The sequence below is a fragment of the Aidingimonas lacisalsi genome (genome assembly GCF_008079445.1).
In the GTDB taxonomy this organism is placed as follows: domain Bacteria; phylum Pseudomonadota; class Gammaproteobacteria; order Pseudomonadales; family Halomonadaceae; genus Aidingimonas; species Aidingimonas lacisalsi.
This window is the reverse complement of record NZ_VRYH01000002.1, coordinates 518266-545008: the sequence shown is the minus strand read 5'-3', so window position 1 is coordinate 545008 and position 26743 is coordinate 518266. Positions and strand designations below refer to the sequence as shown.

The following is a 26743-nucleotide window of genomic DNA, read 5'->3' as shown; positions in this document are numbered from 1 at the left end:
CCCTTCACGAGTCATGGGCAAGCGTACCCGATCCCTCGCGACGCTATGCGTCCAAGGAATGTAACAAACTCCTGATATAACCCTGTCATCCGGCGACCAACCCGACCTTGGCCGCCTGTTATCACGGCAGAGACAGGATTTGATCTTCCATGCGACTTCTCGATCGAATGACGGTACGACTCAGCAGCTTTCTGGTGCTGGCTGTCTTCACGACACTAATACTGGGTATCGGTGCCTTTGGGCTTTTCGCCAACCAGAATGGGCGTGATGCTTTCGAGCAATTGCGGCAGATCCAGGTAGCGCAGTCACGAGCACTCAATCAGGCCTATATCGCCAGCCTCAGAGCGCAAGTCACCATGGATCGTGCGGCCCAACTGATCCGCACCCCCTCCTTCGATCGGCCAGGGCCGGTGATCGAGCAGGCCGACGCTCACATGCAACAGGCCCGTGACGCCTTCGAGACTTTCCTGTCCATCCCGCCACTGGCGGCACAGGCCGAAGCCATCGACGTCCTGTCGTCTCGCTTTCAGTCGCTGGTGGATACCGGCCTCAACCTGCAGTTGCTAATGCTGCAGGAAGGCGATGTGAGCGGTTATGCGTCCGGCCAGTCACGTGTCAGCAACATGAGCGAAGCCTTCATGGAGAGTGCCGATGCGTTCTCCTCGCAGACGGCAAAGCAGGGCGATGCCTGGGCGGCACGTTTCGATACCCTGACGGATTGGCTCAACGTGGCACTGGGCGGTGCCCTGGTACTGGCTCTCGTCACCGTGCTGGTCGTGGTTTGGGGCATCCAGACCAAAATCCTGCACCCCCTGCGCCGCATCGTGAATCACTTCCGCCGTATTGCTGACGGCGATCTATCAACCCCGGTGGACAACCCCGGCCACAACGAAATCGCACGTCTATTTCAAGAAGTGGAGGTCATGCGCCGCTCCCTGGCAGATATCGTTCGTCAATTACGCAACAGCAGCACCTGTGTGGGGCAAGGGATGCAAGCGATGAGCACCAGCAACCAGCAACTGGCAGAACGCACCCACCAACAAGCCGCTTCGCTGCAGCAGACGGCTGCCAATTTCGACGATTTGACGACTACCGTGTCCGATAACGCCGGCCATGTTCATCAGGCCGATTCTCTCTCTAGCGAAGCCACCGGCAAGGCACATCACGGCAGCCAGGGGGTCACCGCGTTCGCCGACACCATGGAGGAGATCCATCAACGTGCAGCGCGTATCGGTGAGATCGTCGGAGCGATCGACGCAATCGCCTTCCAGACCACCCTCCTGGCACTCAATGCGTCCGTGGAAGCAGCGCGTGCCGGCCAATCAGGCCGCGGTTTTGCCGTGGTTGCCGGCGAAGTGCGCACACTCGCCGCGCGTTCAGCTAGTGCAGCCCGCGAGATTCGCGAATTGAGCGAGTCGGCACAGGAAAGTGTGACTCGAGGCCATGCCCTGTCCGATCAAGCCCGACAGGACATGCAGGCCATTGTCGAGGCGATTCAGGGCGTCAGTGGCTTGGTCAATGAAGTGGCCAGGGCTTCGGCAGAACAGCAACAAGGCTTGGAACAGGTCAACCAAGCCATGCACCAGATAAAGACCGTGACGCAAAACAACAACGCCATGGTGGAGCAAGTCAGTCACACTGCGGACGACCTCGACAAGGAAGCCGAGGCAATGCAGGACTTTGCCAGGCGTTTCATCCTGCCTACCGACGTGGAGCCGACCGCATGAGTGATCCTTTGACTCAGGAACTGGATGGCATTCTGTCCACCGAAACACTGACTCCACTGTTCCAGCCCATCGTGGCAGCCGACGACCAGTCGATCTACGGCTATGAAGCCCTGATCCGCGGCCCTTCCGATTCGCCGTTGCATTCGCCACTCACCCTCTTCGATACCGCCCACCGCGCGGGACGGCTGGTGGAACTGGACTTGCTGTGTCGACGGCTATCCATCGAGGCATTCAGTACACTGGCATTGTCGGGGCATCTCTTTCTTAACGTGATGCCGACCTCGCTGCTGGAAGATGACTTCCGCGAAGGGCTGACGAGCCGTTTTCTTGCCGGCGTGGAACTGTCACCGAAGCGGGTCGTGATCGAGCTCACCGAGTACATGCCCATCCATGACTATGCACTGATGCGCCAAGCCGTAGCCCACTACCGCGAGATGGGGTTTCGAGTAGCACTGGACGACCTTGGCGCGGGCTATTCGAGTCTCCGCCACTGGACGGAGCTACGCCCCGACTTCGTCAAGGTGGATCGTCATTTCGTCCAGGAACTGGACCGCGACCCCGGGAAACGTCAGTTTTTAGGCCATTTGCTGGACGTTTCGCAAAGCCTGGGCTGTCAGTTGATAGCCGAAGGCATTGAGACGGCCGGAGAACAGCACTCGCTTCAGGACCTGAATTGCCGGTTGCTACAAGGTTACCATTTCGCGCGCCCCTCGCAGGAGCCACCACGCCACCTGCACACATCACCCCCTGGTACGACACCGTTACGCTCGTCCACAGGGGCACTGGGAACCAATGCCGCCATGCTGTGCCGGCACCTGGATCCCGTGCTGACAGGCACCCTGGTTCCTGACGTGCTGCAGCGCTTCAAGCATGAACCGGGCCTTCGCTGCCTGGTCGTACTGGATAGGCAACAGATCCCGCTGGGGCTGGTGCATCAACAAGACCTGCTGGGTCAATTCGCCAATCCCTTCAGCCATGCTCTCTATGCACGTCGGCCCATCGACGAACTCATGAATACCCGTATGCTGGTGGCTGACGCCGCCTTGCCACTGGACATTCTCAGCGAGCGCATTACGGGGGCCCCCGAATCTCTGCAGGAAGACTTCGTGATCGTCGACGATACCGGTCGCTATCGTGGCATGGGGAACATCATCGACCTGCTGCGGGAAATCACGGCCCTGCAGGTTCGCAGCGCCCGTCAGGCCAACCCGTTGACGGGACTACCGGGCAACCTGGTCATCAATCAGACTATCGCTGCACGCCTGGAGAAGAGCGAAGCCTTTATCGCCGTCTACTGTGACCTGGACAATTTCAAGGCCTACAACGATGTATACGGCTATGCTCAGGGTGATCAGGTGATTCTGGCTGTCGCCCGCCTGCTCCAGGAGCGCTGTCGCGAGGAAGACTTCGTGGGTCATGTAGGCGGCGACGATTTCATGCTCATTCTCGGCGGCGATCTGACGGCGGCTCAGCATCTATGTGAAACGATATTGGACCGCTTCGCCCGCTTCGTGCCCCGCTTCTATCATGACGAGCACCGACAGGCGGGCGGGCTGAACGTGACGAGTCGGCGTGGCGAGAACGTCTTTTTCCCGCTGATGAGCCTCTCGATGGCGCTACATCCCGTAGGTACCGATACCGAATTCAATGCCCTGGACATCGCCAATGTATTGGCCGAACTGAAGCATCAGGCCAAGCAAAAGCCCGGTAACAGCCTGTTCGTCGATCGACGCCACCATGACCACACTGCCCGGCTCGCCGAGCGAGACGTCGAGCCCATGATCGCCCGCGCTGCGAGGCGATAGATCGAGGATACACAGCCTGGCATCCCTATTGCGCTCACCCGCCCAACCGGTCGATCGGCACCTTGAGATAGATCTGTCCATTATCCTCGGCCGGGGGCAGGTGCCCGGCGCGCATGTTGACCTGTACCGAAGGAATGATCAGTTTTGGCATGCCCAAAGTGGCATCGCGTTCGGTTCGCATCCTGACGAATTCGTCTTCTCCGATTCCCTCATGGATATGCACATTATGAGCCCGTTGTTTTGCGACGGTCGTCTCATGCTGATACTCGTCTCTCCCCGGCGCCTTGTAGTCATGGCACAAGAACAACCGTGTCTGATCAGGAAGCTCCAGAACTTTCTGGATCGACTGATACAACGCCCTAGCATCCCCGCCGGGGAAATCGCAACGTGCCGTGCCGTAATCCGGCATGAACAAGGTATCGCCGACGAAGGCAGCATCGCCGACCACATACGTCAGGCATGCTGGCGTATGGCCCGGAGTGTGTAAAACGCGCCCTTCGAGATTGCCGATGTGGAACGTATCGCCTTCCTCGAATAGCCGGTCGAACTGACTGCCATCACGCGCAAATTCGGTACCGGCGTTGAAGACCTTGCCGAAAATCGCCTGGACGTCGGTAATCTTGGCACCGATACCGGTCTGTCCCCCCAGTTGCTCATGCAGGTAAGGGGCAGCAGATAAATGGTCGGCATGCACATGGGTTTCGAGAATCCACTCGACCTCAAGGTCTTCACTATCGATAAAGTTCAGGATTTGGTCGGCTGAACGGACATCGGTACGACCGGCGGCATAGTCGAAATCCAGTACCGAGTCGATGATCGCACAGGTGCGACTATCAGGATCGCGCACGACATAGCTGAATGTGTTGGTAGGTTCGTCGAAAAAATAAGTGACCAATGGGGAGCCCATGACCGTACCTCCTGACTCGGTGACGTCTCCGATATCTGGAGGCAGTGTAGTGTCAATTAAAGTTATCGATATATATTAATTTTTCATAAGTTGATCGGTGTCATGATCGCCTGCTATGCCTTCAACGTGGCAAACCTCATTATACCTTGCCTTTATTATCCAGCTCGACGGCGGCATGCATACGTTCCAGGAAGTCGGGAATCGCCGCTTGTACGCGATTCCAGCTGGGGATGAAGGGCTTGTCGCGGGGCTTCTCGAGAAAGGCATCTCCGGCCTCCATGATATTCGTCGCGAACAGTTCCACCGCCTGCTCTTCACTGTGCCGGTCGAGCTTGAGCCCGTTCATCACCGCATCGTTATCGTAGGTCTCTATCAGATCCAGAGCGATTCGGTAGTAGGTCGCCTTGATGGTACGGAAACTCTCGGCATTGATCTGAACGCCCAACGTTGCCAGCTTGCGGTACAACGCCTTGGCAATGTCCAGGCTCATTCGATTGAGGCCGGCGTCGGGATCGCCTTCGGATACCGGTTGGTGCTTGTGATCATAGATATCGGCGATGTCCACCTGGCACAAGCGCTTGGTGGAGTAGTTGCGATGCACCTCGGAGAGCACGCCGATCTCGAGCCCCCAGTCACTGGGAATGCGAATACCGTCGAGCACATCGGCCCGCATCGAGAATTCGCCTGAGAGCGGGTAGCGATAACTATCGAGGTAGTCGAGATACGGTAAAGGACCGTAAATCTTTTTCAATGCCCGAATCAGTGGCGTTACCATCAGGCGCGCCACACGGCCATTGAGCTTGTTGTCGGCGATACGGGAATAATAGCCCTTGCAGAACTCGTAATTGAACTGGGGATGGGCAACCGGGTAAATGAGGCGCGCCAGCAGCGAGCGATCGTAGGTGACGATATCGCAATCATGCAGCGCTACCGCCTCGGCACGGCGAGACGCTTGTATATAGCCGCCACAGAACCAGACGTTGCGTCCCTTGCCGGGTTCCTGAGGTGAGATGCCCTCCTTCGCCAGCTCGTCATCCAGCGCTTGCAGGCGTGGGCCATCGTTCCAGAGGATACGGTGGTGCTGAGGCAAATGGGAAAAGAATTCGCGGGCATGCAGAAACTGATCACGATCGGCTCTATCGAGCCCGATCACTATTTCGGACAGATACGGCACCTCCGCCAACTCTGCGACGATACGAGACAGGGCTGGTCCTTCGAGTTCAGCGTACAGAGAAGGCAGGATCAAACCCATGGGGCGACGCATGGAGAATTTCACCAAGTCGGCTTCGAGTGCCTCGACAGGGCGTCGGGTCAAATTATGGAAGTTGGTGATGATGCCATTCTGGTAAAAATCGCTCATGCCGGGTTCTCCTTTCCACCGCTGTGATCGGGGAGTTCCTGCCCCCACCAATGTTCCATACCCTCGGCCCAACCGGTAGGCCCGGGTGAACGTGCTCGATATACATGCTCGCTCTGCACAGCGATCGGCTGGCCGTGATAGCCGGGAATCAGTACGGCACGATCGACTCGCTCGAACATCGAGACATCGTTGGGTCCATCACCCAGCGCCAGCGTATGTGGTGCCTGCCCGCGCAACGCCCGAAATCGATCGATCAGCCAACCGACCGCATCTCCCTTGTGACTATGCCCCATGACGTGCCAGAAACGTCCGCCTCGCGTCAGCAGCAGGCCATCGCCCTCCAACGCCTGCCGAAAGCGGGATAGCCACGCCTCGTCATCTCGCCAGAGCAGCGGCTCGCTGCCTTCGCGAATCCGCGCTTGCCGTGCCGCGGGTTCGGCAAGCCCCGTCATCGCCATGATCTCGTCGAGATTCATCTCCCCCATGCACCGATAAGAGAGCCCCAGACGTTCACGGATCACGTCCAGGCGTTTGCGTATGAAGCCAATATCAAGCCCCGGCGTCTTGATGCACAGCCCGTTGATGTTCTCGGGATTACGATCCAGACGGGCATGCTGCCAGTCGGGAGGCAGGCCAATGATGGCCCCGTTTTCTGCGATGAAAGGGCTACGTTCGAGACCCAACTGGACGCGCAGCGCAAGCAATTCGGCGCGGGTCTTGCTGGATACCGGAATGACCGGCACATTGACGTGGCGCAGGCGCTCCAGCCAGCGGCGTGCCGGCTGCCAATCGTAACTGACGTGGTCGAGAAGTGAGCCGTCAAGGTCGGTGAATACCAAGCGTGCACTAAACGGTATCGGCTGTGTCATAGGGCCCACCGGATGCAATTGACTGTCTACATCCTGAAGCTAGCACGTTGCATGCCATCCCACCTACACCGGTGCCTGGACCGATGCCGACGGCATACGAGGCGACGAGTTGGCACCAGTATTGCCCATCGCCCTACCCTGCGCACGGGCTACCGATTCATCGTGGTGCGTATGGCATCGATCTGGCTCAAACCGGCCATACTGGCCGCATCGCTATCGATACGCGTCGATGGCATGCCTAACGCGTCCAGAGCCAGTTGATACGGCTCGTTGAGGGTGTGGGAACCGACCAGCAGCAAGTTCTGCCAATCAGCGGCCTGACGATGTGCAACGCGTACTTCACTCCCTATCAGCACCCCCGAAAGAAAGCTGGCGATCCGATGGGCGGCCAGTCCGGCATACAGATGCCGACTGCGTCCCTCGAACAGGGCATGCAGGAGACCTGCCTCATGACCCGATGCCACTACCCCTTGATGGAATGCGGCCGTGTCGAACTCGGCATCCTCGACAGCCGGTCTACCGGGCAAGGTATGAAAGCGGACGGCATGGTAGAGTTCCCCCGTCATCATGGTGGTAAACGTACGCATCGCGCCTCCTTCCAGACGCGCCCACTTGCTGTGTGTGCCCGGTAGACAACAGGCACCGCTGTCGCGCCCGGCCAACGCCAGTGCACCAAACGCCTGAACTTCCTCACCTCGCATGACATCGACGTGCTCGGACGTCACCATTTTGACACCGGGAACGATCCAGGCATTGGCCAGACCGGGTGCCGCCATCAGGTTCTCGGTCAGGGCGTCGGGACCGACAGGCAACTCCAACTGTGCCGCTTCACACCACCCATTGCGCGAACCGACCATACCGGCCAGATACACCGGCACGGCCTGGTCGCCACCAGCGGTTTCACGCCAATCGCCGATTTGAGCCCGGCAATAATGAGGAAACTCGTCGGTACTCAGCGCCTTGAGACCGGCGTCCGAACGTCGGCTTTCCAGACACTCACCGGAGACGGCATCGACGAGAAAGGCGCGAAAATTGCTCGTGCCCCAGTCGACGGCGATGAAATGGCGACTCATGCATCTTCCTCGCGTTCGGAACGATCGATCTCGGCAGCCAGCATTTCCAGTCGTTGCCACTCAGCGACCAGTGCCTTCGCCATGGTGCCGACCTCCTCGGGATGGCGACCAGGCTTGTAAAGATTGCTACCGAAACCGAAACCGCGTACGCCGGCCGCATGCCAATCCGCCATGGTGTCCCGGTTGACACCGCCCACAGCAAACACTGGCAGCTCGGGAGGCAGGATTGTCGAGACATCATTGAAATAACCGACCCCGAGTCGCGCGGCCGGGAACAATTTCAGCGCCGTCGCCCCGGACCGGGCAGCCACCAACGCTTCGCTGGGTGTCATACAGCCAATGAACGAAGCCAACCCCTGTGCCTCACCCGCCGCGATGACATCGGTATCGGTATTGGGTGTGATCAGCAACGACGCACCGAGCGACGCCAACCGCTCGACATTCGCTGTATCGAGCACGGTACCGGCACCAACCAGCACATCGTCGGGCATTCTGGCGACCAAGCGTTCGAGACTCTGCCATGGCCGCGGAGAATTCAGCGGCACCTCGATCATCTTGAAACCGGCATCGACCAGTGCATCGCCAACGGCTTCTACCTCTTCGGGGCTGATTCCCCGCAGGATGGCCACCAGGGGGCAGTCCCGCATGGCTGATTCCAACGCGGCCTTCTGTTGCGCATTCATGGACTCGTACTCCTCATGTTCACCACTCGGTTGACCGACTCACCATTCGGCAATGGAGCCATCCTCATGCTGCCAGACAGGATTGCGCCAACGGTGACCGACCTTGGCACGTTCCTCGACGAACGCTTCGTCGATTTCCACACCCAGCCCCGGTCCATTGGGAATGGCACAGAAACCATCCTCGATAGTCAGTGCGGATTTATCGACCAGGTAATCCAGGACGTCATTATCACGATTGTAGTGAATGCCCATGCTCTGCTCCTGGATGAACGCATTGTGACTGACAGCATCCACATGCAGCGACGTCGCCAGCGTCAACGGCCCTAGCGGGCAATGGGGAGCCAGCGCCACATCATAGCAGGATGCCAGACCAGCGATTTTCATCCCCTCGCTGATGCCACCACAGTGGGATAGATCGGGCTGAATGATATCGACCATGCCATCGGCGAGCAGGTCGCGGAACTGATAGCGGGTATGCAGCCGCTCACCGGTGGCAATGGGATAGCCGAGGCCCGCAGCGATATGCTTGAGGCAAGGTAGATGCTCGGGCAGAACCGGTTCCTCGACGAACATTGGATGATAGGGCTCCAGTTCCCGCAGCAACGACTTGGCCATCGGGCGATGCACCCGACCGTGAAAATCGATGGCGATGCCGACTGTCGGTCCAACGGCTTCACGCGCTTCCGCGACCCGAGCCACGGCCTCATCCACCTTGGCATGCGAGTCGACGATCTGCATCTCGGGAGTCCCGTTCATCTTGAACGCAGTAAAGCCCTGGTCGACCAATGCCTTGGCCCCGACACCGACATCACCGGGACGGTCACCGCCGGTCCAGGCGTACATTCGCATCCTGTCGCGTACGGCGCCACCCAGCAATTGATGCACCGGAACCCCGAGATCGCGTCCCTTGAGATCCCATAGCGCCTGGTCGATCCCTGCAATGGCCGACATCAGAATCGGGCCGCCACGGTAAAAACCGGCTCGATAGAGGGTATTCCAGAGATGTTCGATGCGACGAGGATCCTCACCGATCAGGTAATCCGAGAGTTCGTGTACAGCCGCTTCAACAGTGGCGGCACGTCCTTCCACGACAGGTTCACCCCACCCATAGACCCCGTCATCCGTCTCGATTTTCAGGAATAGCCAGCGGGGCGGGACCTGCCATGTCTTGAGTCGAGTAATTTTCATCGTTTGCCTCTGGTCAACTATCGGGTTCCTGGGTACATGAGTACGACATGGCATTGGGCCCACGCATCACCGCCAGCCCGGCGGTCGGACATGCCATACCCAAATCACGCCCTGTGCGTTCCAATACCGAGAGCGCAGCCGTTTCAGCCTCGTCGGGTTGCCGCAGCCGAATGGCATCCATCAGGCGACGGTGACGCTCCATGCTGTCATTGAGTTCATCGGCACTCTGATTGGAGGTTTCCACCAACAGGGCAATGGCCGGTTTGAGTACATGACTTATCTGCAGCCACAGCACATTGTGGGTCGCGGCGAAGATCGCTTCGTGGAATGTCACGTCATAGTCATCGTAGCTGATACCCTGATACTGTTTATCGGGTTGCTCCAATGCCGCGAGCATGCCGTGATAGGCTGTCTCGATAGCCAGCAGGTCGGCCGCAGCGGCATTGTCGGCGGCAAGGCGGGCCATGAAAGGCTCTACCGCCACCCTGAACGCGAAGATATCGCGCTGGAAGCGAGGATTAGGGCGGGCGAAACGGGCCATCCAGTCGCTGACGCGTGGATTCAGCAGGTGCCATTGAGGCAGTTCCGTAACACGACTTCCCTGCCCGGAAATGCGCGTAATCATGCCAGCGGATACCAGTGTCTGAAGCGCACTGCGAACGGTACTGCGGCTGACGCCATAGTGTTCGCAAAGGTCCAATTCCTTGGGGACGAAATCACCCGGCCCGTAGTGACCACTAAAAATGGCCTCTGCCAGGTGTTCGGCAATATCGGGTCTTGGCTGTCGGGAGGGCGTCGTTGCCATACTCATGCATCTCATATCGACATAGCGAGTTATCTTTGTAGGACTTAACATAATCTATGTATGACATAGTCTCAAAGCATAACGGCTATTTGAAAACTAGACCATCGTCTAGAGACATCGACGCCCGGCCATAAAAAAACCGGCGGCCCCGTTCCCGAGGCCGCCGGTCGCTTACCGACTACGGCAGCGAGTTTCAGTCACGATACACGGGAAGCCGTGCACATACCGCCTCGACTTTCGCCTTGACGTCAGCCTCGATAGCACTCGTGTCTTCGCCTTTCGCCATGACATCGAGGATATCGCAGATCCAGCTCGCCAGCTCACGGCATTCGGCTTCCCCGAAACCGCGTGTCGTTACCGCAGGCGTGCCGATACGCAAACCGGACGTCACGAAGGGACTCTGCGGGTCATTCGGTACGGCGTTTTTATTGACGGTGATGTGGGCACGCCCCAGGGCAGCATCGGCATCCTTCCCGGTCAACTCCTGCTTGATCAATGACAGCAGGAACAAGTGATCCTCGGTACCACCGGATACGATGTCGAAGCCACGTTCCATGAAAACGCTCGCCATGGCCTTGGCATTTTGTACCACTTGGCGCTGATAAGCCTGGAACTCGGGTTCCATCGCCTCCTTGAAACAGATCGCCTTGGCGGCAATCACATGTTCCAAGGGACCGCCCTGGCCACCGGGGAATACCGCCGACTGAAGTTTCTTCTCGATATCGGCATCGTTCTCACTGGACAGGATCAAGCCGCCACGCGGCCCGCGTAGGGTCTTGTGCGTCGTGGTGGTCACGACATGGGCATGCGGCAACGGACTGGGATAGACACCGGCGGCCACAAGGCCGGCGATATGAGCCATATCGACGAGCAGATAGGCACCGACATCATCGGCAATCTTACGGAAGCGGGCCCAGTCGATGATCTGGGAGTAGGCCGAGAAGCCTGCAATGATCATTTTCGGCTGGTGTTCTCGAGCCAGTCGAGCAACTTCATCGTAATCGATCTGGCCCGTGTCATCGATGCCGTACTGGATGGCATTGTAGTGCTTGCCCGAAAAGTTCGGCTTGGCACCATGCGTCAAGTGACCACCGGCATCCAGACTCATCCCCAACACGGTATCGCCGGGTTTGATCAAGGCCTGAAATACGGCGCCGTTGGCCTGCGAGCCGGAATGGGGCTGCACGTTGGCATAACTGGCATCGAACACCTGCTTGGCATAATCGATGGCAAGTTGCTCAACGACATCGACATACTCGCAACCACCGTAGTAGCGCTTGCCGGGATAGCCCTCGGCATACTTGTTGGTCAGCTGGCTCCCCTGAGCCTCCAGCACACGAGGGCTGGCATAGTTTTCCGAAGCGATCAGTTCGATGTGCGCCTCCTGACGAGCGACTTCCTTTTGCATCGCATCGAGCAGGGCATCATCAAAACCGGCAATCTGCATTTCACGGCTGAACATCGTCGAACATCCTCGAATCAAGAGAAAAACGAACGGCCGCCATCATAGCGCAGGGTCGCTACGCTTTCATATGAAACCCAGTCATTCCCTCCCCTACAATTTCTCACGTTGGGTTTAGGAATACTCAAGCTTCACCCAGTAACCCCAGGCTTGCCATGGGGGTTTGACGGCGTACGCTACGTGACAGCGCATGTCCGATCACACCGATCAGCACGGCCCCTCCCAGGGGCAGAACTCCCCATAACGCCCAATGGATACGCGGTGGCAAATCGAGCCAGCCCATGTAGAGCCCCGCTGCTGCCAACTCCGCCAGCAACGCTCCCATCACGCCACTGACCAGCCCCAGCAGAGCGAACTCGGCGCCCTGGATACGGGAGATCAAGCGATCTCCCGCGCCGAAAACGCGCAACAACCCGCTTTCATGGGCTCGCATCGGTCGGCTGGCGATCAACGCCGCGTACAGGACACTGATGCCAGCCAGCAAGACCAGCAACAACACCAGTTCCACGGCTCGCGTCACCTGACCAAGCAGGTCACGGACCCGTTCGAGGATTGCCTCGACATTGATCAGCGATACCCCCGGAAATGCTTCGGCCAAACGGTTTTGCAGCTCTCTCTCGTCACTGCCGAGATGGAAGGCGGTGATATAGCTGTGACCGAAACGCTCCAGCACATCGGGCGGGAAGATCACGTAGAAATTGGGACGAAAGCTATCCCAGTCCAGGTCACGCAGGCTAGTGATCTCACCGGAAATGTCAGCACTGCCGATAGTGAAAGTCAGAATGTCGCCCACCCCGAGTCCGAAGCGGTCGGCGAGCCCATCTTCCATGGAAATAGGTACGACCTTGTCCGAGCCTGAGCTGCTTGATTCCACGGCGCTCAACCAGTCGCCAGCGCTGTTCTCGCCGAACCAGTCACCGGCCACGATCCGGTTTCCCTGCGGCAGTTCGCGTCGCCAAGTCAGGTTCAGCTCTCGCTGCAGTGCGTTATCTCCTCGCGCCTCTTCGGGCACTGCCTGTTGCGGCTCATTACCGTTGATGGCGCTAATACGCCCTCGAACCATAGGATACAGAGAGCTGCGTGAGTCAGCGGCACCCTCCAGCATCGACGTGAAATCATTCCGTTCGTCAGGTTGAATGTTGATAGCGAAATAGTTGGGGGTATCTGCCGGTAACTGCGCCTGCCAAGTGGTCAGCAAGTCGCCCCGTACCAGAGCGATCATCGCCATGGCGGAAAATGTAACGGCAAACGCCAATAGCTGGCCGAGGCTGGCCTGACGGCGGCGTGCCAACTGACGGGCACCAAGCCGAATCGCTCGCCCCTTGCCGTAGGCACCACCGGGTAGCCGCGATGCGAGATGCAGGACGCCATTCAATAGCAGGCCCCCTACTGCCCACAGCAGGATCAACATGACCAGCCCGCCGGCAAGCAACGCCATCGACAACAGCAGATCCCCGGAATAGAGCCATAACAGGCTACCGAAGACCAGACTGGCCATTAGAACCACGATCCAGGCCGAGGCTGGCATGGGATCCAGTTCCCGACGCAGTACCTTGAGGGCACTGACGCGCTTCAGTCGTAACAGTGTCGGTCCGGCGAATCCGACCAGAACCGCCATGGCGGTCAGGATACCGAGCAGTAACGGTACCGGTCCCGGTGGCGGCAACTCCATGGGCAGGAAGTTGCCCAACAACATCAAGAGACCCGCTTGGCCTGCCAGCCCGAGCCCTGCACCCACCATTGAGGCGACCAGGGCCAACCAGAGCAATTGTAGCGTGAACAGCCGGGTCAATTGACGCTGAGTGGCACCGAAACAACGCAATAGCGCCGCCGTGTCCAGGTGACGATCCACGTAACGGCGGGTCGCCATGGCGACGGCAACTCCGGCCAGCAGCACGGCTGCCAGGCCCGCCAGACTCAGATACTGTTCGGCCCGGGCCAGGGCATTGCCGAGTTGTGGCCGATCGCGACGCACATCCTGCACCTCGACGCCCTCGGCCGCGAGCGACGCCAGCCAATCCTGCAACGTGGCCACCGCCTCCGGCGGGCCCTTGGCCAGAAGCTCGAATTCAACACGCGAGCCTTCCTGAACCAGTCCGGTTGCCTCGAGATCATCGAGATGCATCATCAGGCGCGGGTTGAAGCTGCCAAAACCGCCTTGTTGATCCGGCTCTCGTTCAATCAAACCAGTCACGTCGAGAGACGTTTCACCGAGTCGCAACGAATCGCCCACGTCGATATCGAGCAGTTGCGCCAAGCGTGGGGCAATCCAGGCACTGCCCGGTGCAGGACCTCGCTCCAGCCGCTCGACCCGTCCCTGTCGTGCTACGTGGACCTCACCATAATGAGGGTAGGTGTCGTCGACGACCTTGACGCTCGTCGGTTGGAACGAGCCATCGCGACTGGCCATCGAGACCATGTCGACTTGTTCACCGACCGTCAGGCCGGCCTCGATCAGACGCTGACGAATATCGTCATCAAAGGGGCGGCTTTGTTCGAGCACCAGATCGCCCCCCAGTAACTGGCCTGCCTGTCGCTCGAGACCACGTTCCAACCGATCCAGGAAAAAACCGATCATGGTCGAAGCGGCCACGGCCAATGCCAGTGCCACGAACAGCGCCCTGACATCAGGGGCTCTCAAGTCACGCTTGAGGCCGCGCCAGGAAAGTCGTAACCAGTGCATCCTACGACTCCCGACGCTTGCGGTGGCCAAACTGTCCGTCGTCGCTGTCATGCCTTCACCTCATCGAGGTCCAGCGGCGCAAGCCGACCGTCGTCGAGTTGCAGGCAGCGCTGGCAACGACCGGCCAACGCATGATCATGCGTTACCAGCACCAGCGTGGTACCCGATTCATGGTTCAAATCGAATAACAGGTCGATGACCCGTTTGCCGGTCGCCGGATCGAGATTGCCGGTCGGCTCATCCGCGAACACCAATGACGGCGAGGTGACGAATGCCCTCGCCAGCGCGACCCGCTGTTGCTCTCCCCCCGATAGTTGCTTGGGCAGATGATCGAGCCGCTCTCCCAGGCCGACTCGCTCCAACCATTCCCGCCCTCGTGATTCGGCCTCCACGGTCGGTGACAACTCCAGAGGCAGCAGCACGTTCTCCAGTGCCGTCAACGTGGGCAGCAGTTGGAAGTTCTGGAATACGAACCCGACACGACCGGCACGCAATTGTGCGCGACCGTCCTCGTCGAGCTTGCCGAGTGAGTGTCCGAACATCGACAGTTCGCCCGCTGTCGGTGTATCGAGCCCGGCCAAAAGACCCAGTAGCGTCGATTTCCCCGCCCCACTGGCGCCCAGGATCGCGACGCTTTCACCGGCAGCGATCGACAACGCCAGATCACGCAGAATGGTCAAAGGACGGTCGCCGCTGACGACCTGCTTGCCGAGCCCTTGCGCATGTAGTATCGGTGTCGCATTGGATCGAGAGGAAGATGACATGTTGCTGGACGAACGATTCGGAACGGGCTCGCTGTATGACATACGTCACAAACTCCCTGGATTGTATTGGCCTGCCGGGGTCATGGTTACATTGTTCCTATGGCTGCTGCTGTCCGCACCGGTTGCCGCCAACGAGCCCACTCGCCTACTGGTCGTCGGTGACAGCCTGAGCGCAGCCTACGGCATCGACAAGGAAGATGGCTGGGTCAGTCTGCTGGCGGAACGGCTGGGAGACCAAGCCAGCGTGATCAACGCCAGTATCAGTGGCGAAACCACCAGTGGTGGCGCTGAACGACTTCCCGACCTGTTACGACAACATGAACCGGAGATCGTGCTGCTGGAACTGGGTGGCAACGACGGCCTGCGCGGTCTTCCCCCGGGCCAGATGCGCAGTAACCTGGCAGACATGATCGAACGCAGCCAATCGTTCGGTGCCGAGGTTCTCCTGCTGGGTATCGACATTCCTCCCAATTACGGTCAAGCCTACCGCGATGCCTTTCAGACCGTATATAGCGAACTGTCCGACGAGTATGACGTCCCGCTGGTCCCTTTCCTACTGCAAGACATCGCGACGCAGGAAGCCTTGATGCAAGAGGACGGCATTCATCCTACCGCCAAAGCGCAACCGACCATCATCGACAATGTCTGGCCGACGCTCGAACCTCTGCTGGAAGACGAACTCCAGGTCTCTCAGGATCAGGAATGATCGACAGCGACATCGGGGGCTTGCTGGGATTGCTGGAGCGCAAGCCCCCCGAGAATCAATACCAGGCCAATCAGGGTCGATGGCAGAATAGGCTCCCCCACCACCAGATTGAGCAGCAGTAACGACACAGGTGGCGACAGGAATATCAGATTCGCCACCCGTGCCGTGCGAGAAATCCGTTGAACGGCGAACTGCCACAGCACGAATGCCACCCCCATCTCGAACAGCCCGACGTAGATGCCGGCACCAAGCGCCATGAAACCGTGCCATTGAATGCCGGGCCCCCATAGCAGCAGCAGTATCAAGACCGGCAATCCGATGCTGAAATTCTGCCACTGAGCAATCAGTGGCGGACGAGGGTCACGAGCATTGAGTAGCCAGTACAGTGCCCAGACCAGCGTAGACGCCAGGGCGCAAGCCACCCCGAGTGGATCGGCAAAAGCCACATCCATGACGGCACCGCGCGTCGCAATGACCCAGACCCCAGCATAGGCAATCACACCCGCCAGAATATCGGTGCGAGTCAGCCGCTGGCCCAGGATCGGTACGGCAAGGAAGGCCATCGCCAAGGCCCACGTATAATTGAGTGCCATCGCCTCTTGTCCCGGCAGGCGATCATAAGCGGCAAACAGTATCAGGTAATAAGCGGCCGGATTCATCAGCCCGGCCCACGCTGCCGTTCGCCACCCTTGGCGGAGAGCCTGCGTCATACCGCCATCGCGATAGACCAGCACCCCCATCAGCAGCCAGGACACCAGTGCCGCCAGACACATCAATTCCAGCGGGGACATGTATGCCAAGGCGACCTTGAAAGCCGTCGCCACGGTCGACCATAACGCGACGGCGCCCAGGCCGCACAGCATCGCCTGACGTTCCACTGTCATGCTCACTCCCAACTCTGTCTCTCGAACCGCACTGCCGGGCTACCGGTGAAGTCTCCTATATCGAGGCTCGTCGTCAGGTCAGCGATCGATATGCCCCAGATCCCGGTCGGGATCCAGACGGTCACGTACCTGTTGCTTGAGCCACTTGATATCCGGAAACCCCTGATCACGCTTCCGCTCCCATAGTGCGTCATCGGCATAGCGAATCTCGAAGTGCCCACCATGGCTGGGAATCAACGCCACTTCATCGAGCTGTTCGCCAAACGTCGACAACAACTCCTGAGCATACCAGCCGGCGCGCAGCAGCCACTGGCACTGTGTGCAGTAATGAATCTGGATTCGCGCCATTAACGTCATCACCTGTCTTCACTCACGGATTCAGGCATCATATCAGTTAGCCACTCTCGCCTCATCCAGACGACCGGGATGTCGCATGCCCCGACACGGCATCAGGCTCAAGCGACTTGTTCGAGCGGCTTACCGGATGTCGAATCCAGCGAGTAAGGCGTTCAACACGTTGAAATCCATTCCCTGGCTGGTCATTATGTGTCATGAAGGGTATCGACAGGGATATGCAGCACATGAAAAGACCGTCCATGATTAGTCCGGCCCTGCTGGAGCGTATCGTCGATGCCTCCGAAGATGGCATCGTAGTGGCCGAACAGGAAGGCGACGAAAACATCCTCATCTACGTCAATCGGGGGTTCGAGCGCCTGACCGGCTATCATGCCGATGAAATCCTCTATCGCGACTGTCGGTTCCTACAGAATGACGACCGCGATCAGCCTGCACTGGCGTGCATTCGTGAAGCGTTAACGGAAGGACGCGCTTGCCGAGAAGTTCTGCGCAATTACCGTAAGGATGGCTCCCTCTTTTACAACGAGCTGTCGATTACTCCCGTCTACGACGACGCCGATCAACTGACCTATTTCATCGGCGTGCAGAAGGATGTCACTCAGCGAATCGAAGCACAGCAGGAAGTCGAACGGTTGAAAGCCCGCCAAGGCGACATCTAGCCAACGGACAACGCTGGCCTTTCCCTCGACCTGAGACTATCATCGGGGTCCATCGACACATTTTCCAACCAAGTGGATTTTCATGGCGCAATACGTCTATACCATGAATCGGGTGGGCAAGGTCGTACCGCCCAAACATCAGATTCTCAAGGATATCTCCTTATCCTTTTTCCCTGGCGCCAAAATCGGCGTTCTGGGTCTCAATGGTGCGGGTAAATCGACTCTGCTGCGCATCATGGCCGGGGTCGACACTGAGTATGAGGGTGAAGCACGCCCCATGCCGGGCCTCAACGTCGGTTACCTGCCTCAGGAACCTGAACTCGACGATGAGAAGAATGTCCGGGATACCATCGAAGAAGCGTTGTCCGACCTCAAGGATGCCCAGGCCAAGCTGGACGAAGTCTACGCCGCCTATGCCGAACCGGATGCCGACTTCGATGCACTGGCTTCGGAACAGGCGCGTCTGGAAAACTTTATCGAAGCGGCAGACGCGCACAACATCGATCGCAAATTGAACGTTGCCGCCGAAGCCCTGAGGCTGCCTCCCTGGGAAGCCAAGGTAGGCAATCTGTCCGGTGGTGAACGACGCCGCGTCGCACTTTGCCGGCTTCTGCTCTCCAACCCCGACATGCTGTTGCTCGATGAACCGACCAACCATCTCGATGCCGAATCGGTGGCTTGGCTCGAGCGTTACCTGCATGACTACAGCGGTACGGTCGTCGCCATCACTCACGACCGTTACTTCCTGGACAATGTGGCAGGCTGGATTCTGGAACTGGACCGTGGCCAGGGCATTCCGTTCGAAGGCAACTACTCTCAGTGGCTCGAAGCCAAGGATAAACGCCTGGAACAGGAAGCCAAACAGGAAGCCTCACGCCAGAAGGCGATCAAGCAGGAGCTCGAGTGGGTTCGCAGCAACGCCAAAGGACAGCAGTCCAAGAGCAAGGCGCGTCTCGCCCGCTTCGAAGAGATGCAGTCCGGTGATTTCCAGAAACGTAACGAGACCAACGAAATCTATATCCCTCCCGGCCCGCGCCTGGGTGACAAGGTCATAGAGTTCCACGACGTCAGCAAGAGTTTCGATGGGCAACTGCTCTACGAAGACCTCTCCTTCAAGGTACCCAAAGGGGCCATCGTTGGTCTGGTCGGTGGCAATGGTGCCGGTAAGTCGACACTATTCAAGCTGATCACTGGCAAGGAGCAGCCGGACAGCGGTGACGTCGTTCTGGGTGACACCGTGGACATCGCCTATGTCGAACAGCTGCGCGATGCCCTGGACAACAAGCAGACCGTCTGGGAAGCCGTTTCCGATGGCCAGGACATGCTCAACATCAACGGCTATGAAGTCTCGTCGCGTGCCTACGTCGGCCGCTTCAACTTCAAGGGCAACGACCAGCAAAAACGTCTGTCCGAACTGTCCGGTGGCGAACGGGGGCGGTTACAACTCGCCCAGACACTGAAACAGGGCGCCAACGTCCTATTGCTGGACGAACCCTCCAACGACCTCGATGTGGAAACCCTGCGCGCCCTGGAAGAAGCGCTACTCGCCTTCCCCGGCTGCGCCCTGGTCATCTCGCACGACCGCTGGTTTCTTGACCGTATCGCCACGCATATCCTCGGTTTCGAGGGCGATTCCAACGTGGTGTTCTTCGAAGGTAACTACACCGAGTACGAAGAGGATCACAAGAAACGGGTCGGCGACGACACACCGCATAGAATGAAGTACAAGCGCATCGACGCTTGAGTGCATCCAAGGGCCTTCGCTCGTCACCTTCCGTGACTCGAGTGCCCTGTTCGAACCGGCAACCCCGCTGACCTGACAAGCAGCGGGGTTTTCTCATGGCTGACAGCTTATGGCCCCGTCTACCGACGCTTCGCATCAGTAGACGCCGGGTTCTCCCTCGGGACGCGTCTTGAAGCGGCGATGCAGCCACAGGTACTGCGAGGGTTGCTTGCGAATCGCTTGCTCGATGAACGCATTGATCCGTGTCGCGTCGGCGACTTCATCGTCACTGGGGAAATCCGTCAATGGCGGTAGGTACTCGAGTGTATAGGTGCGATCATCAGGGTTACGATGGAACATCAACGGCATCACCGGTGCGCCCGTCATGCGTGCGATCTTGGCCGTCAACTTGACCGTGGCCGCCTCGATTCCGAAGAACGGGGCGAAGACACTGGCGTGACGTCCGAAGTCCTGATCCGGTGAATACCAGACCGCATGGCCGGCTTTGATCCGACGTATGACACCGCGCAGATCGTGACGATCGATAGCGGTCCCGAATATGCGGTTGCGCGCCCGGGTCATGAATCGTTCGAACAGCGGGTTATCGTGTGGCCGGTAAACCGCATCCGCAGGAAAGAAGAGCGAGTGCAGTGCTCCGCCTAGATCTAAGGTCGAAAAATGTACGCCGACGATCAACGCCCCATTGCCTTCCGCCAGGGCACGATGCATGTGTTCCTGCCCCTTGAAGGTAACCCGGTGTCGGAGATGCTCCGGGTCACGACACCAGCCAGTCGCGGTTTCCAGGATTCCGATTCCATTATCCACAAAGGTTTGCCGCACTAAATGACGGCGCTCTGCCGTGCTTTTTTCAGGGAAACACAATCGCAAATTGGTTTCGGTGATGTGGCGTCGACGTCGTGCCAACCGCCAGGTGAGCAGTCCCAGCCCTTTACCGATGAGCAACTTGATGCGCCAGGGTAACCAGGCCGCCACACGCATCGCGGCAATGGCCAGCCAAGTGGGCCAATAACGGGGATGGGCGAAGGACGACGGATAGACGGTCTTTGCCATAACGGGTAACGGCATCTCCAATGACAGGTTAGAAGTCGGCTATTGTAGACCGCTCGAATACGTCCGTCAGGCACGATTGCCGTGATATCGTCGAGGCACGCGCGGCAATACTCCGGTCAGCAGGGTATAGCTGATGGTATCGCAGTAGCGTGCGACGTCATCGATCGACAATACCGCGCCATTGTCAGCGCGCCCCCATAACACCACCGGGCTTCCGATAGCCGCGTTGGGGATGTCCGTAACATCCACGGTGAGCATGTCCATCGATACCTTGCCGGCAATGCAGGTTGGTTGGCCCTCGACAAGTACCGGCGTGCCATCAATGGCGTGCCGGTCGTATCCATCGCCATACCCGCACGCCACGACACCGACACGGGACGGCCGTGGCGCCCGCCAGCGACCGCCATAGCCCACGGGTTCGCCAGTCGCCAGTTCCTGAACCGCAATGATCCGCGAACGTAATGTCATGACCGGCTTGAGCGCGCGACTGGCACCATTGGCGGCTTCCAACGGGTCGCTACCATAGAGCATGACACCGGGCCGGTTCCAGGCACCATGCGCCTGAGGCCACGCCAAGGTGGCGGGAGAATTGGCTAGACAGGTAGGCGCTCCCAAACGCTCCGACAGCATCTTCATGAGCTGCATCTGCCGATGGAAGTATTCGGGTTGCAGCGAGTCGGCCGTCGCAAAATGGCTCATGAGATGCAGGTCGGTGACCTGGGCCGTGGCGGATTGCAAGCGTCTCCAGAGAGTCTCCACCCGATCCGGCGAAAAGCCCAGGCGGTGCATGCCGGAATCCACCTTGAGCCAAGTCGGAATCGGCTGTCGTGGTCGAAACGAGAGCAGTGCCTCGATCTGCCACTCGCTATGGACGGTAAGCCATAGCCCATGTCTGTCGACCAGTTCCAGTTCGCTGGTTTCGAAGATACCTTCCAGGAGCAGAACCGGGGTGGCGATGCCAGCCTCGCGCAGCGTGACGGCTTCTTCAATGCTGGCCACCGCCAGTGCCGGCGCCAGATCCTCGAGTGCCCGTGCACAAGGTATCGCCCCGTGCCCGTAAGCATCGGCCTTGAGTACGGCAACGGCTTGACTGTCAGGGGCGAGATCTCGCGCCAGCATGTAGTTGTGACGCAGTGCATCGAGATCAATATCGGCGACTAGCGGACGGGACATCACGCGCTCCAGGAAGCAGAATCAATAGAGAAAAGGAGACACGATTATTTTCCATTCGGCACGCAATATCACGCCATGAAACGCTAAATATACCCACTATCGCAAAATAATAACCTGGGAATACGGGCGATATCCCGGACGAAAGACTATGTGACTGTCGACAGGCCGCCTCCGGTGTTCCGCGATCCCCCGAAGGCGTGCCTGCCGCGCGTAGCCCGTTCACTCAAAAATGGCGTCGAGCGATAATCCCTGCTTTTCCAGCACACGGCGCAGTTTCTTGAGCGCTTCGACCTGGATCTGACGGACTCGCTCACGAGTCAGTCCGATCTCTTCGCCGACCTCCTCCAGCGTGGCCGCTTCATGGCCTCGCAGCCCAAAACGCCGCACGACGACTTCCATCTGCTTCTCGGTCAGTTCGGCGAGCCATTCATCGACATGCTGCTTGACATCGACATCCACCAACGACGACTCGGGACCCAAGTCGTTATCGTCGGTCAACGTCTCGATCAGTGGCTTGTCACTTTCGTTACCCATCGGGTAATCCACCGATGAGACGCGTTCATTGAGCCCAAGCATTTTCTTGACCGTGCCCACAGGCTTGTCGAGGAACTCGGCAATTTCTTCGGGTGTCGCTTCGTGGTCGAGCTTTTGCGTCAACTCACGAGCCGCACGCAGATAAATATTGAGTTCCTTGACGACATGGATCGGTAGTCGAATGGTCCGCGTCTGATTCATCAAAGCGCGTTCGATGGTCTGCCGAATCCACCAAGTGGCATAGGTCGAGAAACGGAAACCACGCTCAGGGTCGAATTTCTCCACGGCGCGGATCAAGCCAAGGTTCCCCTCTTCGATCAAGTCGAGCAGGGATAGGCCGCGATTGAGATAGCGCCGTGCGATCTTGACGACCAGACGCAGGTTGGACTCGATCATCCGGGCGCGTCCTGCCGGATCGCCCTGCTGCGCCAGACGGCCGTAGTGAACCTCTTCTTCAGGGGTCAGCAACGGCGAAAACCCGATTTCATTCAGGTAGATCTGTGTCGCATCCAGACTGTGATGGTAGTTGTTCTCCTCACGGTTGAGCGCCTTCTCGAACTCCTCGTCATCCTTGGTGGGGGTGTTATCGTCATTGTCGAGGATCTCCTCGACTTCCAGATCCATTTCTTGCAGGTCTCGTTCGAGTATGCTCATGTCGCTACCCCATCCTGTGCTGCTCAGACATATCACCAATGCCAAGAAAGATTGACACGGCAAGCAGCCAACGGCTCATGGTTGTTATTGTGTCTCGCCGTCGCTAACGCGACGGCAGAAAGTCCAGGGGATCCTGCGGTTGGCCATTCTGTCGTACCTCGAAATGCAGCATGACCTCGTCAGCGTCGGTATCACCCATCCGAGCAATGACATCACCGGCTTCAACCACATCGTTTTCTCCAACCTGCAGACTATCGTTGTGGGCATAGGCACTCAGGAATTCATCATTATGCTTGAGAAGAATCAAGTTCCCATATCCACGTACGCCATCGCCTGCATAGACCACGATGCCCGGCCCGGCCGCCTTGACAGGTTGCCCCTTTTGGCCACCGATATCAATCCCGGCGGTGAGTGACGAATCATCCTCGAAGCGTCCAGTCAGTTCCCCATCGGCAGGCCACTGCCAAGGCACCTCGTCGACGGGAGTATACGTTCTCTGACCACTTTCCCGAGTGTCGTCATCTTCACCAGCCACGGACGTCCCTTCATCGTTGTTGGCGACTTCCGTACGCTCAGTATCACCCGAAGTTGATGACGATGTCGTGTCATCTGACGATTCGTCACTACGACTTTCGTTCAATTCCGTTTCGTCACGTTCGGCTTCCTGACTGGACGCGCGAGATTCTTCAGACGCCGCCTGCTCCTGGCGAGCCAGACGAGCAGCGCGTTCCTCTCGATCCCGTTCGCTCAAGGAACCATCGGCGCCGGGCGTGTCATACTCGAAGATCGGTCCCGGCGCCTCACTGCCGCCGGCGACAGCCGCCGAACCCAAGGCTTCGTTGCGTGTACCGGAATCATCGACATCCCCTCGCGGCAAGGCTTCCAAACGGCGGTTGCGCTCGATCGCCTCCTCGTCAGGAGCCAGCCAATCGGGATTGGCGCCCTCCCGTTGCGCCTCGGCCGCGCCACTCACACCGGCCGAGGCCGACGTGCCGCCGGTCGCACTGTCAGCGGAAGCCTGACCGTCAGCGCCCCCTCCCGGCGTCAGCTGCAATGTCTGCCCCGGCTCGATGTGATACGGCGGAGACAGGCCATTGCGCCGAGCCAATTCACGGAAGTCCATATCATGCCGCCAGGCTATCCCATACAGCGTATCGCCCGGCTCAACGGTGTGAGTACTGGCCGGCGACGCATCACGACTGACCGAAAGATCACGGATCTGAGCGCGCGAATTTCCATCCTGCTGGGCAGCACAACCGACCATTGATAGCGCCACGGCAGACACCAACAACGTCTTACGCATGGGAATCATCCTCCTTGTGGGAGTGGCCCGGCGACTCGGCATAACGACCAATCGCCAGAACCAGAATCAAACCGACCAGCATCAATGCCAGTGCGGGATACACTTGTGCCGACTCACCAGTCAATACGGCATAGTCGTGCGGTAGTAAATAACGGTATTCCAACGGAATCATCTGCTTGTCAGGTCCCAACTGATAACTCAACAATTCACGCCAGGGCCAGAGCGCAGGCAACGACCCCAGTATGAAACCGATCAACAGCTGCAGTGTTGCCGAATGATACCGCACCAGTAGCCACGACAGTATACGGGAGAAACACAGCACACCGAGCAGGCAACCTAGCCCGAACGGCACCAGCAACGCCAGATCGCCTCCTTTAATGCCTTCCATGACCGTGCCATACAGCCCCATGGTCAACAACAGGAAGCTCCCCGACACACCGGGTAACAACATGGCGCTGATAGCGATAGCTCCTGCTGCTGCCATCACCAGGGACGGCGTACCCAGCATCGCCACGCTGGGCATCAGAGCCGGCAGCCACTGCGCCAGGACCACGCCCGCCAGCAGTGCCGGAATGTGTCGCCATTGCCACGAATCCAGGCGATTCCTGACGACGAAGACCGACGCCAGTACCAGGCCGAAGAAGAAAGCGTTGAGTAGAATGACTTGAGTGTCCAGCAACCAGGTGACCAGATGCGCGACACTGACCAGACTGACCAGAATCCCGGCGACGAGCGGTAACAGGAATGACAGATTGAGATAGGCGGCAAGTGCCCGCCACCCATCACGACGCCAGACAATGATGGCTCCGGGCCCGAACTGCTTGATGGTATGAATCAGGTCTTCGTAAATCGCGGTGACGATGGCGATCGTCCCACCGGAAACGCCCGGCACCGCATCCGCGGCCCCCATTCCGGCTCCCTTGGCGAAGGTCGAATAAGAGAACTTCAACGAATGACTCCTTGCAGCAATGGCACGAAGCGAACTTCCTCGAGCCGCTCACGCGTATACCCCGACCCTTGACGCCGGACTCGCGTCAGCCATTGCTGTCCATCGTCATCGGCAACGGGAGCGATCAGAACACCTTCCTCGGCCAACTGTTCCATCAGTCCTTCAGGAAGCTCGCTGGCACACGCCGTCAACAGGATGACATCGAATGGCGCCGCTTCCGGCCAACCTTCACCGCCATCGGCCAGACGCAGGCTGATATTGTAGGCCTTGAGCCGACGCAGGCACTGCGCAGCACGGCGATGGAGCGCAGAAATCCGTTCCAGGGACCAGACGTGAGGCACCAAACGCGAGAGGATCAACGTCTGATACCCCGAACCGGTACCGACTTCCAGGACACGCTGCGGGGACTCTGCAATCACCAGTTCGGTCATGCGCGCCACGATGGCCGGTTGCGATAAGGTCTGTCCCGACCCGATAGGCAATGAGGTATCCTCGTAGGCGCGATGCGATAACGCTTCATCGAGAAACAAGTGGCGTGGTTCACGACCAATGGTGTCCAGCACTCTGGGATCCCGAATGCCGCTCTCCATCAGACGCGCAATCAATCTGTCACGGGTGCGCTGCGACGTCATTCCGACGCCACGCAATTCAAGCGAGTGCATCTAGCCAACCCTGTACGTCATCCAATGCCCTATGCCGTGTCAGATCGGTCTGTAACGGCGTAATCGACACATACCCCGCTTCGACGGCGGCAAAGTCGGTATCCGGACCATCATCGGCATTCTTGCCGACCGCCGCTATCCAGTAACGTTCGCGTCCCCGGGGATCCAGAATCTTCATGGGTCGTTCCGCAGGCCCACGATATCCCATGCGTGTCACACGAAAGCCGCGAATTTCTGACCAGGGCACATCCGGCACATTGACATTGAGCAGGCTCCGCGGTGGCAGCGACAAGGATTCTGCGGCCCCCACCAGGCTCGCTGCCACACGGCCAGCCGTTTCGAAGTAGTGCTCACCGACCAACGACATGGCGATCGCCGGCATCCCCAGATTGCGCCCCTCCATGGCAGCAGCGACCGTCCCCGAATAGAGCACGTCATCACCCAGATTACCGCCGTGATTGATTCCGGAGATCACCAAATCGGGTTTCTCTTCCCAAACACCGTTGACCCCCAGGTAGACACAGTCGGCCGGTGTGCCATCCACGCTATAGAAACCGCTTTCCAGTGGTACCAGTGCCAATGGCCGGGTCAACGTCAACGAGTTGCTGGCACCGCTCTTGTCGCGGTCGGGAGCCACGACCCGTATGCGTGCATGATCGCTCAGGAAGTCATGGAGCACCCGGAGACCCGGCGCATGCACTCCATCATCGTTGGACAGTAATAAACGGCGCATCGTATCTCC

At 58.8% G+C, this 26743-nt stretch carries 24 protein-coding genes; 5 read left to right on the top strand and 19 right to left on the bottom strand.

What is annotated here, in order from left to right:
• The first annotated feature begins 149 nt into the window (after window positions 1–149).
• Entirely contained in the window at window positions 150–1727 is a 1578-nt protein-coding gene (locus FVV99_RS05765; RefSeq protein WP_148253072.1) for a methyl-accepting chemotaxis protein, read from the top strand.
• Window positions 1724–3532 (top strand): bifunctional diguanylate cyclase/phosphodiesterase, encoded by a 1809-nt coding sequence (locus FVV99_RS05760; RefSeq protein ID WP_148253071.1) that lies wholly within the window; start codon window positions 1724–1726, stop codon window positions 3530–3532. Before FVV99_RS05765 ends, FVV99_RS05760 begins: the two co-directional genes overlap by 4 nt.
• Before the next feature lie 34 nt (window positions 3533–3566).
• On the opposite strand, the gene FVV99_RS05755 is transcribed toward FVV99_RS05760, so the two are convergent.
• From FVV99_RS05755 to FVV99_RS05710, 10 genes are all read right to left on the bottom strand, one after another.
• Window positions 3567–4439, bottom strand: a complete 873-nt coding sequence (locus tag FVV99_RS05755; RefSeq protein ID WP_148253070.1) for an MBL fold metallo-hydrolase — start codon at window positions 4437–4439, stop codon at window positions 3567–3569.
• Between the two features lie 139 nt (window positions 4440–4578).
• Window positions 4579–5799 (bottom strand): glycosyltransferase family protein, encoded by a 1221-nt coding sequence (locus FVV99_RS05750; protein ID WP_148253069.1) that lies wholly within the window; start codon window positions 5797–5799, stop codon window positions 4579–4581.
• Window positions 5796–6668: an HAD-IIB family hydrolase gene (locus FVV99_RS05745; RefSeq protein WP_148253068.1), complete on the bottom strand. Its 873-nt coding sequence runs from the start codon at window positions 6666–6668 to the stop codon at window positions 5796–5798. Before FVV99_RS05745 ends, FVV99_RS05750 begins: the two co-directional genes overlap by 4 nt.
• Before the next feature lie 149 nt (window positions 6669–6817).
• Window positions 6818–7741 carry a 2-dehydro-3-deoxygalactonokinase gene (locus FVV99_RS05740; protein WP_148253067.1) on the bottom strand — a complete coding sequence of 308 codons (924 nt, stop codon included), beginning with the start codon at window positions 7739–7741 and terminating at the stop codon, window positions 6818–6820.
• A complete protein-coding gene (locus FVV99_RS05735) occupies window positions 7738–8424 on the bottom strand; it encodes a 2-dehydro-3-deoxy-6-phosphogalactonate aldolase (protein WP_148253066.1) in 687 nt (228 codons plus the stop codon). The genes FVV99_RS05740 and FVV99_RS05735 overlap by 4 nt, the downstream gene beginning before the upstream one ends.
• Before the next feature lie 39 nt (window positions 8425–8463).
• Entirely contained in the window at window positions 8464–9612 is a 1149-nt protein-coding gene (gene dgoD / locus FVV99_RS05730; RefSeq protein WP_148253065.1) for a galactonate dehydratase, read from the bottom strand.
• A 13-nt stretch (window positions 9613–9625) separates the two neighbouring features.
• Window positions 9626–10423, bottom strand: a complete 798-nt coding sequence (locus FVV99_RS05725) for a FadR/GntR family transcriptional regulator (RefSeq protein WP_148253064.1) — start codon at window positions 10421–10423, stop codon at window positions 9626–9628.
• 187 nt (window positions 10424–10610) lie between these two features.
• The gene (gene glyA / locus FVV99_RS05720) at window positions 10611–11879 is read right to left on the bottom strand and encodes a serine hydroxymethyltransferase (RefSeq protein ID WP_148253063.1); all 1269 of its coding nucleotides are present in this window, start codon (window positions 11877–11879) and stop codon (window positions 10611–10613) included.
• A 124-nt stretch (window positions 11880–12003) separates the two neighbouring features.
• Window positions 12004–14562: an ABC transporter permease gene (locus FVV99_RS05715; RefSeq protein WP_148253062.1), complete on the bottom strand. Its 2559-nt coding sequence runs from the start codon at window positions 14560–14562 to the stop codon at window positions 12004–12006.
• A 47-nt stretch (window positions 14563–14609) separates the two neighbouring features.
• Window positions 14610–15326 (bottom strand): ABC transporter ATP-binding protein, encoded by a 717-nt coding sequence (locus FVV99_RS05710; protein ID WP_148253061.1) that lies wholly within the window; start codon window positions 15324–15326, stop codon window positions 14610–14612.
• An 82-nt stretch (window positions 15327–15408) separates the two neighbouring features.
• Here FVV99_RS05710 and FVV99_RS05705 point away from each other — a divergent pair, with 82 nt between their 5' ends.
• On the top strand, window positions 15409–16032 hold the full coding sequence (locus FVV99_RS05705) for an arylesterase (RefSeq protein ID WP_148253196.1): 624 nt from the start codon (window positions 15409–15411) through the stop codon (window positions 16030–16032).
• On the opposite strand, the gene FVV99_RS05700 is transcribed toward FVV99_RS05705, so the two are convergent.
• Complete coding sequence (locus tag FVV99_RS05700) at window positions 16023–16916, bottom strand: DMT family transporter (RefSeq protein WP_148253060.1); 894 nt, start codon at window positions 16914–16916, stop codon at window positions 16023–16025. The two genes, FVV99_RS05705 and FVV99_RS05700, sit on opposite strands and share 10 nt — an antisense overlap.
• 78 nt (window positions 16917–16994) lie before the next feature.
• Window positions 16995–17264 (bottom strand): SelT/SelW/SelH family protein, encoded by a 270-nt coding sequence (locus FVV99_RS05695; RefSeq protein ID WP_148253059.1) that lies wholly within the window; start codon window positions 17262–17264, stop codon window positions 16995–16997.
• A gap of 233 nt (window positions 17265–17497) precedes the next feature.
• On the opposite strand from FVV99_RS05695, the gene FVV99_RS05690 reads away from it, so the two are divergent.
• Together FVV99_RS05690 and ettA are read left to right on the top strand one after the other, a co-directional pair.
• Complete coding sequence (locus FVV99_RS05690; protein ID WP_148253058.1) at window positions 17498–17932, top strand: PAS domain S-box protein; 435 nt, start codon at window positions 17498–17500, stop codon at window positions 17930–17932.
• An 82-nt stretch (window positions 17933–18014) separates the two neighbouring features.
• The gene (ettA, locus tag FVV99_RS05685) at window positions 18015–19676 is read left to right on the top strand and encodes an energy-dependent translational throttle protein EttA (RefSeq protein ID WP_148253057.1); all 1662 of its coding nucleotides are present in this window, start codon (window positions 18015–18017) and stop codon (window positions 19674–19676) included.
• Window positions 19677–19811: 135 nt separating this feature from the next.
• On the opposite strand, the gene lpxL is transcribed toward ettA, so the two are convergent.
• The 7 genes from lpxL to surE form a co-directional block, all read right to left on the bottom strand.
• Complete coding sequence (gene lpxL, locus FVV99_RS05680) at window positions 19812–20726, bottom strand: LpxL/LpxP family Kdo(2)-lipid IV(A) lauroyl/palmitoleoyl acyltransferase (protein ID WP_148253056.1); 915 nt, start codon at window positions 20724–20726, stop codon at window positions 19812–19814.
• Between the two features lie 66 nt (window positions 20727–20792).
• The gene (alr, locus tag FVV99_RS05675) at window positions 20793–21899 is read right to left on the bottom strand and encodes an alanine racemase (protein ID WP_148253055.1); all 1107 of its coding nucleotides are present in this window, start codon (window positions 21897–21899) and stop codon (window positions 20793–20795) included.
• Window positions 21900–22118: 219 nt separating this feature from the next.
• On the bottom strand, window positions 22119–23087 hold the full coding sequence (gene rpoS, locus FVV99_RS05670) for an RNA polymerase sigma factor RpoS (RefSeq protein ID WP_148253054.1): 969 nt from the start codon (window positions 23085–23087) through the stop codon (window positions 22119–22121).
• 103 nt (window positions 23088–23190) lie between these two features.
• Window positions 23191–24390 (bottom strand): peptidoglycan DD-metalloendopeptidase family protein, encoded by a 1200-nt coding sequence (locus FVV99_RS05665; protein WP_148253053.1) that lies wholly within the window; start codon window positions 24388–24390, stop codon window positions 23191–23193.
• Window positions 24383–25339 carry a DUF368 domain-containing protein gene (locus FVV99_RS05660; protein WP_236645312.1) on the bottom strand — a complete coding sequence of 319 codons (957 nt, stop codon included), beginning with the start codon at window positions 25337–25339 and terminating at the stop codon, window positions 24383–24385. The genes FVV99_RS05665 and FVV99_RS05660 overlap by 8 nt, the downstream gene beginning before the upstream one ends.
• Window positions 25336–26001 carry a protein-L-isoaspartate(D-aspartate) O-methyltransferase gene (locus FVV99_RS05655; protein ID WP_148253052.1) on the bottom strand — a complete coding sequence of 222 codons (666 nt, stop codon included), beginning with the start codon at window positions 25999–26001 and terminating at the stop codon, window positions 25336–25338. Before FVV99_RS05655 ends, FVV99_RS05660 begins: the two co-directional genes overlap by 4 nt.
• Window positions 25988–26734 carry a 5'/3'-nucleotidase SurE gene (gene surE / locus FVV99_RS05650; RefSeq protein WP_148253051.1) on the bottom strand — a complete coding sequence of 249 codons (747 nt, stop codon included), beginning with the start codon at window positions 26732–26734 and terminating at the stop codon, window positions 25988–25990. The genes FVV99_RS05655 and surE overlap by 14 nt, the downstream gene beginning before the upstream one ends.
• Window positions 26735–26743: the final 9 nt, after the last annotated feature.